This is a genomic window from Paraburkholderia sp. UYCP14C (assembly GCF_004197395.1).
In the GTDB taxonomy this organism is placed as follows: Bacteria; Pseudomonadota; Gammaproteobacteria; order Burkholderiales; family Burkholderiaceae; genus Paraburkholderia.
The window spans coordinates 64,985-80,389 of record NZ_SELS01000040.1; the positions used below are offsets into that span (position 1 = coordinate 64,985).

General features: G+C 60.9%; 13 protein-coding genes. 12 read left to right on the forward strand and 1 reads right to left on the reverse strand.

Annotated elements, in window-relative coordinates:
• Positions 1-27 precede the first annotated feature (27 nt).
• The 5 genes from EVC45_RS29365 (at position 28) to EVC45_RS29385 (ending at position 5,523) form a co-directional block, all read left to right on the forward strand.
• Positions 28-1,023, forward strand: a complete 996-nt coding sequence (locus EVC45_RS29365; RefSeq protein ID WP_129961688.1) for a HEAT repeat domain-containing protein — start codon at positions 28-30, stop codon at positions 1,021-1,023.
• On the forward strand, positions 1,020-1,370 hold the full coding sequence (locus EVC45_RS29370; protein WP_129961689.1) for a DUF971 domain-containing protein: 351 nt from the start codon (positions 1,020-1,022) through the stop codon (positions 1,368-1,370). Before EVC45_RS29365 ends, EVC45_RS29370 begins: the two co-directional genes overlap by 4 nt.
• A gap of 333 nt (positions 1,371-1,703) precedes the next feature.
• Entirely contained in the window at positions 1,704-2,093 is a 390-nt protein-coding gene (locus EVC45_RS29375) for a PleD family two-component system response regulator (protein WP_129961690.1), read from the forward strand.
• Between the two features lie 427 nt (positions 2,094-2,520).
• Positions 2,521-4,041 (forward strand): sensor domain-containing diguanylate cyclase, encoded by a 1,521-nt coding sequence (locus EVC45_RS29380; protein WP_129961691.1) that lies wholly within the window; start codon positions 2,521-2,523, stop codon positions 4,039-4,041.
• A gap of 99 nt (positions 4,042-4,140) precedes the next feature.
• On the forward strand, positions 4,141-5,523 hold the full coding sequence (locus tag EVC45_RS29385; protein WP_129961692.1) for a hypothetical protein: 1,383 nt from the start codon (positions 4,141-4,143) through the stop codon (positions 5,521-5,523).
• A 163-nt stretch (positions 5,524-5,686) separates the two neighbouring features.
• Here the strand turns inward: EVC45_RS29385 and rpoD are convergent, their stop codons facing one another.
• Complete coding sequence (gene rpoD / locus EVC45_RS29390) at positions 5,687-7,690, reverse strand: RNA polymerase sigma factor RpoD (RefSeq protein ID WP_129961693.1); 2,004 nt, start codon at positions 7,688-7,690, stop codon at positions 5,687-5,689.
• 443 nt (positions 7,691-8,133) lie between these two features.
• Here rpoD and EVC45_RS29395 point away from each other — a divergent pair, with 443 nt between their 5' ends.
• The 7 genes from EVC45_RS29395 to EVC45_RS29430 form a co-directional block, all read left to right on the forward strand.
• Positions 8,134-8,742 carry a sigma-70 family RNA polymerase sigma factor gene (locus EVC45_RS29395; RefSeq protein ID WP_129961694.1) on the forward strand — a complete coding sequence of 203 codons (609 nt, stop codon included), beginning with the start codon at positions 8,134-8,136 and terminating at the stop codon, positions 8,740-8,742.
• Entirely contained in the window at positions 8,739-9,470 is a 732-nt protein-coding gene (locus EVC45_RS29400) for an anti-sigma factor domain-containing protein (RefSeq protein ID WP_129961695.1), read from the forward strand. Before EVC45_RS29395 ends, EVC45_RS29400 begins: the two co-directional genes overlap by 4 nt.
• 85 nt (positions 9,471-9,555) lie before the next feature.
• Entirely contained in the window at positions 9,556-10,137 is a 582-nt protein-coding gene (locus tag EVC45_RS29405) for a fasciclin domain-containing protein (protein ID WP_129961696.1), read from the forward strand.
• 18 nt (positions 10,138-10,155) lie between these two features.
• Positions 10,156-10,461, forward strand: coding sequence for a DUF3303 domain-containing protein (locus tag EVC45_RS47700; protein ID WP_129961697.1), 306 nt, complete (start codon positions 10,156-10,158; stop codon positions 10,459-10,461).
• Positions 10,458-12,050 carry an MFS transporter gene (locus tag EVC45_RS29415; protein ID WP_129961698.1) on the forward strand — a complete coding sequence of 531 codons (1,593 nt, stop codon included), beginning with the start codon at positions 10,458-10,460 and terminating at the stop codon, positions 12,048-12,050. Before EVC45_RS47700 ends, EVC45_RS29415 begins: the two co-directional genes overlap by 4 nt.
• A 516-nt stretch (positions 12,051-12,566) precedes the next feature.
• On the forward strand, positions 12,567-12,875 hold the full coding sequence (locus EVC45_RS29420) for an EthD family reductase (RefSeq protein WP_129961699.1): 309 nt from the start codon (positions 12,567-12,569) through the stop codon (positions 12,873-12,875).
• A 1,127-nt stretch (positions 12,876-14,002) separates the two neighbouring features.
• Positions 14,003-15,405 (forward strand): HAMP domain-containing sensor histidine kinase (locus EVC45_RS29430; RefSeq protein ID WP_129961701.1); only part of this gene is annotated, 1,403 nt, incomplete at its 3' end.

A 15,405-nucleotide genomic window follows, 5' to 3' on the forward strand; every position in this document is an offset into this window, starting at 1 on the left:
CGCCGCGACTCCACTATTCGAGCATTCATGTCCGCCCCGAACCTGTTGACCTACGATCCGCAAACGCTCGCACCGGAAGCCGCTGCATTGTTGCCGCGCCTGTCGGATGCAGATGCAGCGGTCCGGCGCATTGCGCTGATCGAACTTGCCGACCTCGAAGACCCCGACGCGTTGCAACTCATTGTCGCGGCGCTGAAACACGACGACTCCGCCACCGTGCGCAGTGAAGCCGCACGCGTGCTTGGGGCGTGGGAAGAGCCGCACATTGTTGAAGCGCTGTGTCATGCGTTGATCGACATCGATGACGAGGTGCGCCGGGCCGCAGCATCAAGTCTGTCGGAGCTGAAGGATGCATCATCGGGCGCGGTGCTCTGCGGCTGGCTCGATCGACCCGAACCGTTCGTGAAGGCCGCGGTACTGCGCGCGTTGCGCGAGTTGCGTGTCGCCGATGCGTTCGCCCCTGCCTTGCACGCCCTTGCTGACGACGATCCCGGTGTGCGCGTCGAAGCCGTCGGCGTGCTCGGATGGCTGAAGGATGCGCGCGCGCTCGCGCCGCTTGCCCGTATCGCCGCATCCGACAGCAGCGCCGATATTCGCCGCGCGGCGATCGGTGCGTTGGGTTACGCACAGGGAGACGATCGCGCCACCCCGCTTGCGTTGCTGCAAGCGCTGCGTGACCCGGTGTGGCAAGTCCGTGAGGAGGCCGCGACCACACTAGGCAAGCTGCGCGTCGCATCGGCGCGCGACGCGTTGATCGTCGCGCTCGACGACGACTACTGGCAGGTGCGCCTGCGTGCAGCGCGTGCGTTGGGACAGTTGAGCGACCGTGCCGCGGCACCGCCGCTCGTCGCACTGCTGGCGCACGCGATCAGCAATCTACGTAAGGAAGCGGCGCTTGCGCTCGGCGAACTGCGCGCCCCCTCGACAGCGGCGGCACTCCGTGAAGCCTGCGGCGACGCCGATCCCGAAGTGCGCAAGGCGGCCAGAATTGCGCTGCAGCAGCTTGAGCAAGCGACAGCATGAAGACTCCACGGCAGATCGAATTCGATGCACAGACGCTAACGCTGCATTGGAATGACGGTCCGGCACAACGGATCACTTCCCGCGCGCTTCGGTTGGCGTGCCCCTGCGCCGAATGCCGGCGGTTGCGGCTCGATGGAAGGGCGCTCGTCGTGCCGTCCGATATAGCCATTCTGGAGATTCGCCCGGCCGGATATGGCATGCAACTGGTATTCAGCGACAAACACGAGCGCGGTATTTTTCCATGGGTCTATGTGGTCGGGCTGCCCGGCCCGGCACCGGAATTGCATCTGCCGAACGGGCCGCGCGCGAGATGTTCGAATGCCTCCGCTGCCTCGTCGGAGCGATAGGCGCGTTTGCCTGGCGCCTTGATAGTCGGCCCGGACTGCACACCACTTCAGCCCGGTTCGATGTACGTTTGTTCCGCGCCGTCCCTCACTTAACGTACATCGCATCGCTAACGTACAAACCGCCGGCCGCGTCCCAGCTTCGTGGCAACCTTGCCGAATGGTTTTGTACGCTTTTGTTACTTGTACGTTTTTAGCATACGCTTAATCCGAAACGTACAACAGGTCTCACCGCAAAACCGGATCAAGGGGCCTCCACAGCACATATTGATTCGCCCCTCGTGAACTCTGCACGCACCACGCTGACGAACAGGTTTTCGATCCGGATAACTTTGTATGGCGAGCGTGCTCTTGGTCGACGATGACGTGGAGACATTGGCTGCGTGGAGCGCCACTTGCGTCGCCGACGGATTCGAAGTAAGAAGCGCGAGCGACGGCCAATCGGCATTAAGAATGTTCATTGAATCGCCCGTCGATGTGGTGGTCGCCGATTGGCGCATGCCGGTCATGTCGGGGAGCGAGCTATGTCACCGTTTGCGCACTCTTCCGAACCTCGCCGACGCTGCTTTCATCCTGGTTTCGGGAGAGCCCAGCCCGCCCGCGTTCGTCGCCTATGATGGGTTTCTCCGCAAACCGGTAGATGGGCAACTTCTACTGACTACGATGCGGCGCCTTCTAGCAGATCACATAACGCACCGCAAACGACCACGCGACAGATCAGGTTAGCGAAGCCCGCGGTCTCCAGGCGAGGGGCTACGTCAATATATACAGCGACGCATCGCCCTTCTTGTGCACAGCCGCTAGCGTGTCTCCATTACTTCGACGTCAGGCTGGTTTCGCGCAAACGGATTAATGGGCAGAATTTTCTGTCGGTCGGTCTTGAACGCGTTCTATCCGACATATTTCCCAGGCGGCGGCAACGGTTGCAAACCAACGGACAACATTCGCCTCGATTCCCTTCACTGTGGCACCGGTCGGACAAGGAGCGAACCCGAGAGTGGTTTTCCTCCACCCTCGTTGAAAATCGGGTAGTCTTGCGTCCGTAATAGCTATCGCCGCGCGAAAGCGCGCGTTGCAAGATAGCGCGGGCCTTGCACCGTCCTTCACCACGACCAGGCCCCGCACTTCGTCACGGCTGTCTCGTCAAATCAAGATGATAAAGACTGGAAACCGTTTGATCGCGGATTTCCGCGAACGCCTCCGGCACCTATTCGCCTCATCGTCGCTGCTTGTCGCGGGCTCCGGGGCACTGATCGCGATCGTCATGGTGGGCCTATGTGGGCTCGTTCTCTACCAGAGCCGTCAGGACGCACTGAATCACACGCGGGATACCTTGCGCGATATCGCGCTCGTCGCGGAGCGTGACATCGAGCGCAATTTCGAGCTTTACGAGCTGTCGTTACAGGCAGTCGTGGACGGGCTGAAAGACCCTGATGTCATGTCACTGCCACCCCGCCTGCGCCGCGAATTACTGTTCGACCGCGCGGCGAGCGCCAGATATCTGGGTTCGATGCTGGTACTCGACGCGAGCGGCAACATCATTCTCGACTCCGGCAGTGATGTGCCGCGGCGAGCTAATTTCGCCGATCGAAAATATTTCACGATTCATCGCGACAATCCCGGTGTCGGACTCTATGTCAGTGACCCCTACGAGTCACGGCTTAGAGGGGGCGCCCCCAGTATCGCGTTGACGCGGCGCGTCTCAAATGCTGATGGATCGTTCGCTGGCATCGTGCTGCTGTCCGTCAACCTCGAATATTTCCATAACCTGTTCGCGGGACTGGCGCTCGGCCCGCACGGCTCGCTTTCACTGATCGGCAAGGACGGAGTGATGCTGATGCGCCAGCCGTACGATCCCCGCATCGTCGGCCGTGATATCAGCAACGCCAGCACCTTCCGGCGCTTCATCTCAGAACCGGAAGGCAGTTTCGAGGACACCGCATCGATCGACGGGATTCGCCGTCTCTACTGGTTCCGGAACTTCCCTTCCGCACCTTTGATCATCATGGTGGCCGCCGCGGAAGAAGATGTCTACGCCGCGTGGCGCCGACGCGCTCTGACGATCGGTACGCTCATGATCGTCTTCGGGTCGGCCTTCATCGGCCTGGCGTCGTTACTCGGAATCCAGTTGCGCCAGCGGATGCGAGCCGAGTCGGAATTGCGACTGCTCGCACGCACCGACGGCCTCACAGGGCTGAACAACCGGCGCAGTCTGGGCGAAATCCTGGATATGGAATGGCGTCGTGCGAAACGCATGCGCAGCGTGATGTCTCTGCTGTTCGTCGATATCGACCAGTTCAAGGCATACAACGATATTTACGGACATCAGGCTGGCGACGATGCCCTCGCGACAGTCGCACGCTGCATTACCGACAGTATCCGTCGTCCCGCTGACACCGCGGCACGATACGGTGGCGAGGAATTCATCGTCGTACTGCCGGATACGCCCGCTGCTGGGGCGTCGGTCATCGCGGAAAAGATTCGTGCCGCCATCTGCGAGTGCTCGATCAAACACGAGGGCCGCGAGCATGGCTGCGTGACGGCCAGCATCGGTGCGGCGAGCTGCAAGCCTTCGAGTGATGACGACGTAGCCGCCGTGATCAGGGCGGCTGACGAGGCGCTGTACAACGCCAAAGCAACCGGTCGAAACAGGGTATCGCTAGATCGAGTTTAGCCGGCTCCTTTCGCGGAGAGGCTAACCCACCAGATGCGGGCATTGCCTCATCTATAATCCGGAAGACAGTACATCAATGATCGCACGGAGCCCTATTTTATGAGTCAAACCCGCGGACGATATGCGGGACCTCGGGACAGCGGCCAACGCCAACCTCGCCACGCGAAAAAGTCTCCGTCCAACCGGCAGGGACAACCGTACGTGAAAGCGCCTCCTCGAGACTCCTCCCAGACAGCGTCGATTTTCAAAACACGATCGTTTCAGTTTCTCGTCGATGCGGTGGGTGCAGAAAATATCGCGCTCGGACTCGAATCGAACATGACGCGAGTGGCTGAATTGATGAAGGGCGAAAGATTCACGCCCGAGACCGCTTTCCATATGGAAACCACGCTGGGGCTGCCGCATGGATTCTTTGACCAGCCCCATCCTACGCTCGCGCCCGAAACCATCGCCCGCCTGAAGTCACCGCTCGACTTTGTCAACGCAGACAACGAGCCAGAGCTTACGTCTGAAGCGCTCATGCCGGCTTCCGTCCCGAACGGCAGCCAACAATCAATTCTTGAAGATAACCTGTCCGAGGAAACGGAAATGCCAAAGAAAGCAACGGGCGGGTCGCCGGTGGCCGTCAAAAAGAGTCAAAACCAGATGGCCAGACAGACTGGCACGCATACGCGAGTAAAAGGTTCATCTTCGAAGTCCAGGGCCGCTTCTGAAGCGACTCAGCAGCAACCGCTAGCGTTAGACGACAGCGTCACGGTCGAAAATGTTCGACGACATAATCTCCATGTCCTCACGGGCCGCAACGGATCCAAGGCAAGACTTGGTGTAGTCATGTCCATGACCGGATCCAACATGGCCCATCGGCTATATGGCAAGAAACGCATGGACGATGTCGAGGCAATCCGCTTCACGGAGCGACTTGGTTTACCAGCTGGCTGGCTGGACACACCGCGCTCGGAAGCAGAAATTCCCGAGTCGGTATCGCGTTTGCTGACCCCTGCTTCGCGCAGCCGTGGATCTGGGGAACACCGCGAGCCGATCGTGGCTGCATCGACGGATGATGCGCGAGGCAAACGCGTCACCGCGAAGACGCACACGCGGCGCGCGCAGGCAGCCGTCGCGATCGAGACGCAAAGCGCCTCGCCTGCGTCAGCGGAGGTCGTAGAAGAGAAAGAGGCGATCGTCGTCAGCGAGCAGGATCACATCAGCGGCGCCCCCGCCGAGGCCTCCGGTCGTTCCTCATCTGAAGGAAGCGATGAGACGCTGTCGGCAGTCACATCGGCAACCCTTGAGTCGCTTCCGCCCGCTGCACTCCCGCAGCAAAACCTCGCGCCACTGCCCGCTTCCACCAGCCTGGACAATCTCCACGGTATCGCGCCAATCGCGGAGGCATTGATCAAGACGCTGGCAGGTAAGGCGCGCACCGGGAGGCTGGATGAATTGAAGGCTCTGGAGCTTTTGCAGCAGGCAGTCCTGTTGTGAGCAGGCTGTAACGTCCGACGACCCCATTGTTCCTTGGGGCACGACGCGCACCGGGCAAGCGCGGCCCGGTGCGTGCCGGAAAAATCGCCACTATCGGGCCGACGATCGTGTGCTCATGCCGCCCGCCGAAACAACACGCGCGGCCAATGCACGCGACCGCGTGTTAATGCTCGAGAAATGGCCGGAGCCTGGCGGCGCGACTCGGGTGCAGCAGTTTTCGCATCGCCTTGCTTTCGATCTGCCGGATCCGTTCGCGCGTCAGGTCGAACTGTTTGCCCAGCTCCTCGAGCGTATAGTCAGACGGGGTATCGATCCCGAAACGCATGCGCAATACCTTCGCTTCACGCGGCGACAATGCATCGAGCGCCTCATCGATCGCGGCGCGCAGGTTCGCCTGCACGGCCGCATCCGCGGGCGATGCCGCCATCGGATCTTCGATCATATCGCCGAGCGTCGCGTCGGCATCTTCGCCCACTGGCGTTTCGAGCGATACGGGTTGCCTTGCGACCTTCAACATGCCGCGAACTTTCTCTTCCGACAGCTCCATGCGTTGCGCCAACGTGGCGGGATGGGCCTCGCGTCCGGTCTGCTGCAAAATCTCGCGGGAAATCCGGTTCAGCTTGTTGATCGACTCGATCATGTGCACGGGCACCCGGATCGTGCGTGCCTGATCGGCAAGCGACCGCGTGACTGCCTGCCGTACCCACCACGTTGCGTAAGTTGAAAACTTCCAGCCGCGGCGATATTCGAATTTGTCGACGGCTTTCATCAGGCCGATATTCCCTTCCTGGATGAGATCCAGAAAGTGCATGCCCCGATTCACATACTTTTTCGCAATGGAGATCACAAGGCGCAGGTTGGCCTCGATCATCTCGCGCTTCGCCTGCCGCATCTTCGACTCGGCCGCCATCATCTGCCGGTTGATCTTCTTCAACTGTTGTAACGGCAGTCCGGCGTTCGCTTCGATATCCATCAGCTTTTGCTGTTCGGCCTGAATCGCCGGCAGACTGCGTTCGAGCGCGGCGCCGTACTCGCGCGACGCCGCCGCGGTCTTTTCAGTCCACGCGAGATCGGTTTCGTGTCCCGGAAACGACTCGACGAACTTCTCGCGCGGCATGCCGCACCGGTCGACGGCAATTTGCAGAATATGCCGCTCGACCGCGCGCACCTGCGCGACTTGCTGCTGCACATCGGTACATAGCCGATCGATGGTTCGCGCAGTGAAGCGGATGGGCGCCAGCTCGCGTTGGATCGCTTCATACAGGCGCGCGCGGGACGCCTGTCCCTTCCCTCGCGCCGCGTCGATACCTGGAATCTGCTCGAACAGCTCGCTCACTCGGGCAAATATCACGAGGCTGTCGCTCGTGAGCTGTTTCAGGCGCGCTTCGTTCGCCCTCGCCGTGTCCCGTTCTTCGATCTCGCCGTCATCATCGCCGTCGTCGCTCCCGGCGTCGTCGCCGTCAGCGGTGGCCTGCTCGGTGTCCGGTGTTTCAGCCAGATCCTGCGCGGACAGTTCGACCGATTCGGTTTCCTCATTGATACCGTCAACCAGTTCGTCGATGCGCAGTTCACCGGCTTCGACCTGCTTCGCGCTCAGAAGGATTGCGCAGACCGTCGCCGGGCAGGCCGCAATCGCCTGGACCATTTCGTGGAGGCCGTCTTCGATGCGCTTCGCAATCTCAACCTCGCCCGCGCGAGTCAACAATCCGGTCGCACCCATTTCACGCATGTACATCCGGACGGGATCGGTCGTGCGCCCGAATTCGGAATCGACGGTGGAAAGCGCGACTTCGGCCTCCTCGTCGGCCTGATCGTCCGACACGGCTGCCGGCGCCACGTCGTTCAGAAGCAGCGCCTCCGCCGAGGGCGCCTGCTCGTAGACTGCTACGCCCATGTCATTGAAGGTGCTGACAATGGTTTCAATGGCCGCGGTCTGCGCGAAGTTGTCCGGCAGGTGATCGTTGATTTCGGCATGAGTCAGGTAGCCGCGCTCCTTGCCGAGCTGGATGAGCGCGCGCATCTGCCGCTGCTGCTCTTCGTCCCGCGATACCGTATCCATCGGCAGCAGGGTTGCGGCGGGCTTGCCCTTCAATGCGCGCCGGGCCGACGCGTTCAGCGCGGACGCAGCTGTGTCTGGACGTGAATTGCTCCGATCAACCTTTGCCATACATTCTCCTGGACGGGTTTGCCCAGCGATCGCGAGGCCAGCGGCCGCCAATGCCACAGTGGCAAAGCCATGCAAGTTCCACGGCTACAGGCGGATACGAATTGTGGGATCGCAACGGGCAATGAACGCGGCCCGCCGATACGAGCGGGCGCGAAGGAAGCGCAAGACTTGGCGCAAGACGACAACAGGGTAACAATATAACACAAATTGCTGCGACGCACCAAATTGGATTCTGCTCCGCCGTCGGCAGTTGATGTGGATTGCAGGAAGTTCGTCTGGATCCGGTGACAAATCCGGAAAGATCGTGCTGCCACGCCGCGGCAATACTCCATCCACGCCCGCTACCAAAGGCTCAAGCACCATCGGCAGATGCGTCTAAACTGCTAGCGCAAGCGGCTGTTTTTGCCGCGCACCGATCACGGGCTTATCACGAGCTTTAGCGGATGATGGATACGTCACGCAACGACAGAGCAGAGGATGCAGGCCTCACGGCCGATGCCGATGCTGACGCGCGCCGCAGGCAGCACCTCACCAGGCTGTTGCTACAGACGCGAGATCATGACAAGGCGGCATTTGCCGAACTGTATCGTCTGACTTCATCGAAGCTCTTCGGCACCTGCCTGAGAATGCTGCGCGATCGCGGCGAAGCCGAGGACATCCTGCAGGAGGTCTATGTCACCGTGTGGCAGCGCGCGAGCACTTTTGATCCATCGCGCTCGAGTGCGATGACGTGGCTCGTTACGCTCGCGCGCAACCGCTCGATCGACCGGCTGCGCCAGCACCGCGAATCGCTTTGGGACGACGACGAAAGCGAGCCTGAAATTGCCGACGACACCCCGTCGCCCGCCGCGCTCGCCGAGCAAAGCCAGCAGCGACAGCGGCTTGAACGCTGCCTCGAACAGCTCGGAGCGCCGCAACGCGAGGCGGTGCGTGCAGCCTTTTTCTCCGGTGCAACGTATAGTGAACTGGCGGAACGCGCGAGCGTTCCGCTCGGCACGATGAAGAGCTGGATCCGGCGCAGCCTGATCCAGCTCAAAGGCTGTCTCGAATGAGCCCCCCTCTTTCCGACGACGATGACGAAATCCGCAGCGCCGAGTACGTCCTCGGTCTGATGGGGACAGCAGAGCGCCGCGAACTCGAGGACGAAATCGCTCGCGATGCGCGCATGGCCGAGCGCGTCGCCTTGTGGCAAGAGCGTCTTGCTCCCCTCTCAGACGACATTGATGAAGTCGCTCCGCCGTCGCGCGTGTGGACGCGCGTCGGTGCCGAGTTAGGCTTCGACGCGCCGGCGCCCGAGCGACGTCGCACCACGCCGCCTGTGCGCTGGTGGAATGATGTGCGGCCGTGGCGCTGGATCGGGATCGGCGCGAGCGTGGCCGCCGCGAGCCTCGCGGCCGTCGTCGTTTCGCTCCATGAGCTGCGCCCACAGGCGGTTGCCGCAAATTATCTGGTCGCCAGCCTCGCACCAGGCGGCGGCGGCGCCCACTGGACCGCAACCGTCGACGTCAGGGGCTCGCGCGTGGTGATCGTGCCTTCAGGGGACGGTGCGCGCTGGCCGGACCGCTCGACCGAGTTGTGGCTCATTCCGCCCGGAGAGAAGCCGATCGCACTGGGCGTGATGGAAGCCGACCGCCCGACCACTCTCTCGCTCAGCCGCGACGTCCTCGCCCAGATAGCGCCAAAGGCGACCCTCGCCGTTTCCGTCGAGCCTCCTGGCGGCTCGCCCACCGGTCAGCCCACGGGCCCAGTGGTCGCCACCGGCAACGTGACAGGAGCCTGAGCGCGTTGCATCCTTTTGCATGCTCCGTTCGTATCTGCACGCACTTCCAGTACCGGAAGCGGGCTCATTTCGACGGAGATCCAAAATGCGATTCCACAATTGCAGCAAATTCGGCGCGGCGTTAGCCGTCGCGCTCGCCATCGGCGCAACCGCGCCAGTGATCGCCACGCGGGCGGCGGAAACGAGCGGCACCGTGATGGTGGGCGGAGCCGCCATGTATCCGAGCAGAAACATCGTCGAGAACGCGGTCCACTCGCGCGATCACACGACGCTGGTGGCCGCTGTCCAGGCGGCGGGGCTGGTCGACACGCTATCGGGCCCGGGGCCCTTCACGGTGTTCGCGCCGACCGATCAGGCGTTTGCCGCGCTGCCATCCGGCACCGTCCCGATGCTGCTCGAGCCTGAGCACAAGAGCAGCCTGGTGAAGGTCCTCACCTATCACGTGGTGCCCGGGCGCCTCACCGCGCGCGACCTCGATCGTGCAATCCGGGAGGGTGGCAGCAAAGCGACCCTGACCACGGTCGAAGGCGAAACGCTGACGCTCGGCCGCGACGGCAAGTGGATTACCGTCACTGACGCGAAGGGCGGCGTCGCACACCTGACGATAAGCGACGTGGTGCAGTCGAACGGGGTGATTCACGTCATCGATGCAGTACTGATGCCTTGATCACGATGGCCTGAGGTGATGCCATCGACGCTGCCGATTCAGCTACGCGTCGATGGCATCACCGCATACCCTGAATCCAGACGGGGACTCCCGCCCGCGGGTGTCGCTCTGCTGGACAGATGGACGACAGCCGACCTCGGCGGCGGTTTCGGCCTGCTCGAGACAGATGATGTGGCCGTCGGCGACTTCATCGGTGTCCACGTCGTTCCGAACGCCGCCCTATACTGCTCCAAAGGCAATAGCCCCGGTGGCGGCAACGGTTTGCCGAAAGGCGGACGCGGCCCGGCAGATCGGTCGCTTCACGCGGCGAGGAGCGCTCCATGACCACTCGTATCGAGGTCCACGATCAAGGGCGGCAACTGTTGCCGTTTCGCGAGTCGGTGATGGCGATGCTGGGCGTCGCGTCCGTGTCGATGCTGATCGCGCTCGACCAGACCATCGTAGGCACCGCGTTGCCGCGCATCGTCGCAGAACTCAGGGGCTTCGATCTTTATGCATGGGTGGCGACGGCCTACATGCTCGCGTCTGTCATCACGATCCCGATCTTCGGACGTCTTGGCGACCTGTTCGGCCGCAAGCCTTTCATGCTGGCCGCCATCGCCGTCTTCACATTCGCGTCGGTGCTCTGCGGGACGGCGAGCAATATGCTGTTTCTCGTGCTCGCGCGCGGCTTACAGGGCATCGGCGGCGGCATCATGATGGGGACGGTGTTCGCGACCGTCGCCGACCTGTTCCCCGATCCAAGGCTGCGCCTGCGCTGGCTCGTCTTCGTCACCTCGGCGTTCGGCATTGCCAACATGGTCGGGCCGACCATCGGCGGCTTGCTGACCCAGCATGGCGGCTGGCGGCTCGTGTTTTTCGTCAATGTGCCAGTGGGTGTCGTCGCGTTCTTTTTTGTGCGCGGTTTCCTGCCGCATCTGCGTCACGCCCGAGACGGCGCGCGACTGCATCTGGACTGGCTTGGCGCTTTCGTCGTCGCCCTGACCTTCAGCGCGCTGCAACTGACGATCGAGCTTTTGCCGAGACAAGGATGGACTACATCGACGATCGGGCTCGGTTCCGTCGCAATGGTGTGTGCGTTGACGCTGTTCTTCTGGGAAAAGCGCATGGGCTATCCGATCATTCCCGTCGACATGCTGCTCGACCGTAAGCTCGGCGTGCTGTTTGCGATGTCGCTGCTGGGCGGGTTCGCGCTGTTTTCGCTCGTTTTCTACGTGCCTTTGCTGTTCCAGGGCGGCTTTGCAATGTCGCCGCACGCGTCGGGCATGCTTATCACGCCGCTCCTTCTCGGCACGACGATCGGCAGCGTTCTGAACAACCGACTTATCACCCGCGTGCGGCGCGCCAACGCAGTGCTCTACATCGGCTTTGCGCTGTCCGCCTTAGCGAGCCTCGCGGTGATCGCGCTGCGAGGCAACGAGCCGCATCTCGTGTGGATGGCTTGCATGGGCGCGAGCGGCTTGGGCTTGGGCCTCGTCGGGACGAGCCTCACAGTCTGCTCGCAGCAGATCGTCTCGCGAGACCATCTCGGCGCGGCCACCGCGCTGCTGCAATCGCTGCGTACGTTCGGCGGCATGCTGGGCACGGTGACGACAGGCGCGCTACTCGGGCGTCTTTACACAATGGGCGTGCATCGCTCGCTGGACTCGTACGAGGCGACGCAGTGGTTCAAGTCGTTTGCGAGCCCCGAGCTCCTGGTGGACCGCGCCGAACAGGCCGCCCTGGTCAATCGCCTCGTCAGCGCCGGCCACGCGGGCGATGCGATGATGAACTCGGCGCGCAGCGCGCTCGTGGATTCGATCCACGTTGGCCTCATGGTGGCTTCCGTGGCGACGCTGGTCGGCCTGGGGCTTGCGTGGTTCGTGCCGCCAGTGCGGGTTGCCTATGCTGAACCACAGCCGCAAAACGGATGAGGACAGAGTAGAACGTTCGCCCACTCCACAACTGGCCTCCCGTCGCGGCAGCATTGGATGACGCAAGGCCTCGGCGCGCTGCACTCCTGACCAGATCCCCCGCAGCAAACCCGGCCACCTGCTCGCCAACCTTCCGGATTGCCCTGAACCTCTGCTTGCACATGGCAAGCGCTAACACGCGGTGGATCCGCAGCCGTATCGCCCACCAGCGTGCCAAATCCGAACGCTCCGAGCTGTTTATCCGCTCTATGCGAAGTCGATCGGCCAGACAGATGTCAGCTCTTTTTCGACGTTTTCGGCACGAGCAGCGTGGGCAGGCGCCGCACCTTCCCGCTTCCTTCGGTCAGGCGCTGCGCAATTCGCTGAGCGGCGGCACTCCGAGCGGGCTTGAACTCTCGCGGAGGTTTCATAGACTCAACGAACTGTCCACTGGCGCAACCGCAGATGGTGTTATCCATCTGCGCCAGCTGGAGAAGCAAACCATCCTTTCAAGGTCGACTTACAGGAGACAAAACCATGGCCCAGCTTGTCGCGCTCTACAAAAAACCAACCGATGCCAAGGCATTCGACGACTACTACGCGTCGACCCATGCGCCACTGGCGAAGACGCTGCCGGGCCTGAAAAGTTACGAGATCAGTACGGGGCCGGTGGCGTTGGCGCAAGGCGACTCGCCTTACCATCTCGTCGCGATGCTTCGATTCGACTCGGTCGACGCCATCAAGTCGGCCTTTGACTCGCCCGAGGGCCAGGCGACTGCGGCAGATCTGGGCAACTTCGCGCACGCAGGTGTGGATCTTCTGATCTTTGACACCAAAGAAGCGTAGTCCTGCCTCACGCTTCGAGGGGGCGGCGCGCTGTGTGCAACCACGCGTGAAGAAGCAGCGTCGGCCCTGATGCCTCACAGTCGGTCATCATGGCGCGCCGGCGGACACCTCGCGTGGAGCGTGCCGCACGATTGCATTCTCGCTGCCGCCAACGCGGTGGTTTGACGCTGGCGGCACGAGAAACGAATTGTTCAGGGGTGACTATCTAGTGACCACTGTCGGGGTTGCATTGGGGAAGATGACCGCAGGTAGCCGACCGCGTGCGATCCATACTGCCGCTTACACTGGTGCTCCCTGAAACTCCGCCATACTCGGAGTTACTGCTGGCATTGGCCAATGCCGATTGCCCATCCTGCTGCGCGGAGGCATCCTGCGCTTGCGCTACGCCCGCAAGCGAGAGAATGCCCAGGAGCGCTGCAGACGCGAGAATTTTCGTCTTCATGGCTTAACTCCTTCAGTACCAAATCAGGTTCGGTTAGGACGGCCGCTTTGACATAGGCAGAGGACGTAGCAGCCGACACGCGCGTCAGATTTTTCGCTGCCAGGCGAATTCGTCGGTGCGCAATAGAGAGCACACGATTGCCGCCGACAATTGAGGTGAAATGCATCACACATGGTGCCTACACGCGCGCGCCCCAATTAGCCCGCGATTGCTCGCAAAACCAACGGTGCGCATGTATGGACTGCATGTTCCCCACCGTTCGATAATAGTTTGCTACTCGCACCAGGCATGCGAGAAGAGAAGAATTTGAATTATCGCGCGGTTAATTACGCCCTCCTTGTTACGAATTATGCTGCATTGTTCTGCCGCGTAACCTTGTCAGTTGTAGTTAGATCGATTATTTGATGCTCGGTATCAAATGTTCCTTAAGGGGCGAACAAATGTTCGGTGTCGCTTTTCGACTATTCGTTAAAGTGACTTCTTGAAAGTGCGGGGCGCACGCCGGGTAACGGATTCATGTCGACGCGACAAAAGGACAACTGCGGGTTGCTGGTACTGCGCACCGCCGCACACTTAGCCTCGATTGTCAGCTTTGACGGTCTTCCACCCAATTCCGGGCACCGTTGGCACAGACTACTAGCACAAAGGGGCGTATGCTGAACGTGACCCTCCGAGGAGGCCTTCTATGGCGTCCGCTACTCAAACACAACGTGATTCTGACGTGGGCGAAAGGCCCGGTGCCAGAATATCACTGAGCGCGCGTGAAACAGCTCACAAAATCTGGCACCGCGGATTCGCTGAATTTATGAATCTTGTTCGGGGACCGGCTGCGGCACTCAGTGCCGAGCAGAATCTCCGCGTTAAACGCGATTTATTGGAATCACTGTCGCGTCGAGCGGTATATTGGATGGCGTTGGCGCTGTTAGGAAGCTTGTTCGAGCTCAAATCTGGATATTGGATAATCCCCGACTTTTGGATTAAGGTGTCGGATATTTATCGTTTGTTCCGTGTGGTCTGGATTTTCGGACTGTGGGGGATGGCCGCTCCCATGGCAATATATTTGCTGAAAAGGACCATGGCGCTTCCAAAGCACGCGGGCGTCAACGCGGTCGAGCAGATGCACGGGGCATGGGCTGTATTGGTCGTACTGACATCGGTGTGGTGGTCCGCGGGTAGCTTTGGGTTAATCCCCCTCCAATTCCAGTTTCATGGCACTGGTTCCGGCAGGATTGGCTTCCTGGAGCTGACGCTGATCAGTTATACATTTACTGTGCTGCTGCTCGCACCTAGTCTTCGTGCAACGTTAGGTTCACTCGTGCTCGGCACTATCCCATTCGTATTTAGCGTGGGAGATTATATGTTATTTGCACGGCCGGTATGGTTGGCCTGGTATGCGGGTCAACTAATTGGCTATTGTCTCATCGCATGGTTTTTTTGTTACAACCAGGAGCGCGCATGTGTAAAAGAGATTATTCTCGAAGAGGCGCGTTCGCAGGCCGAAGCGGCAATGGCGGAGAAGAACCAATTTATCGCTGCGATAAGCCATGATTTACGCCAGCCGCTCACAACACTCGGCTTGAAGTTGAACTATATCGAGCGGACCATTGAATCAACCAGGCTGGCCGAAGACGTCTCGATTGCGCAACGGCAAGTGGATGCGATGGAAGGGATGATCAACGGCACACTGGATATCTGCCGCCTCGAGTCCGGCACCTGGAGTGTAGAAATTCAGGAGGTGGGGCTGCCTTCCCTTTTACACGGCATAGTTGTGGATATGCAGCCGCTAGCTCTGGCGAAGGGGCTGAAGTTAAGACTCCATAGCCGGCCCTATCTGACCCGTACGGATCGACAAGCGTTGGACCGGATCGTCCGAAATATGGTGACCAATGCCGTCCGTTACACACCTTCCGAACAGGGAGGAAAGAAGGGGCATATTCTGGTGAGTTGCCAAAGGCGGGGCAACCTCGTAAAGATAAGCGTCTGGGACAACGGGATCGGCATCCCCGAAGATAGACAGGCGGATATCTTCAAAAGCTATGTACAGGTCGATAATCCCGAGAGGGATCGTGAAAAGGGATTCGGTCTGGG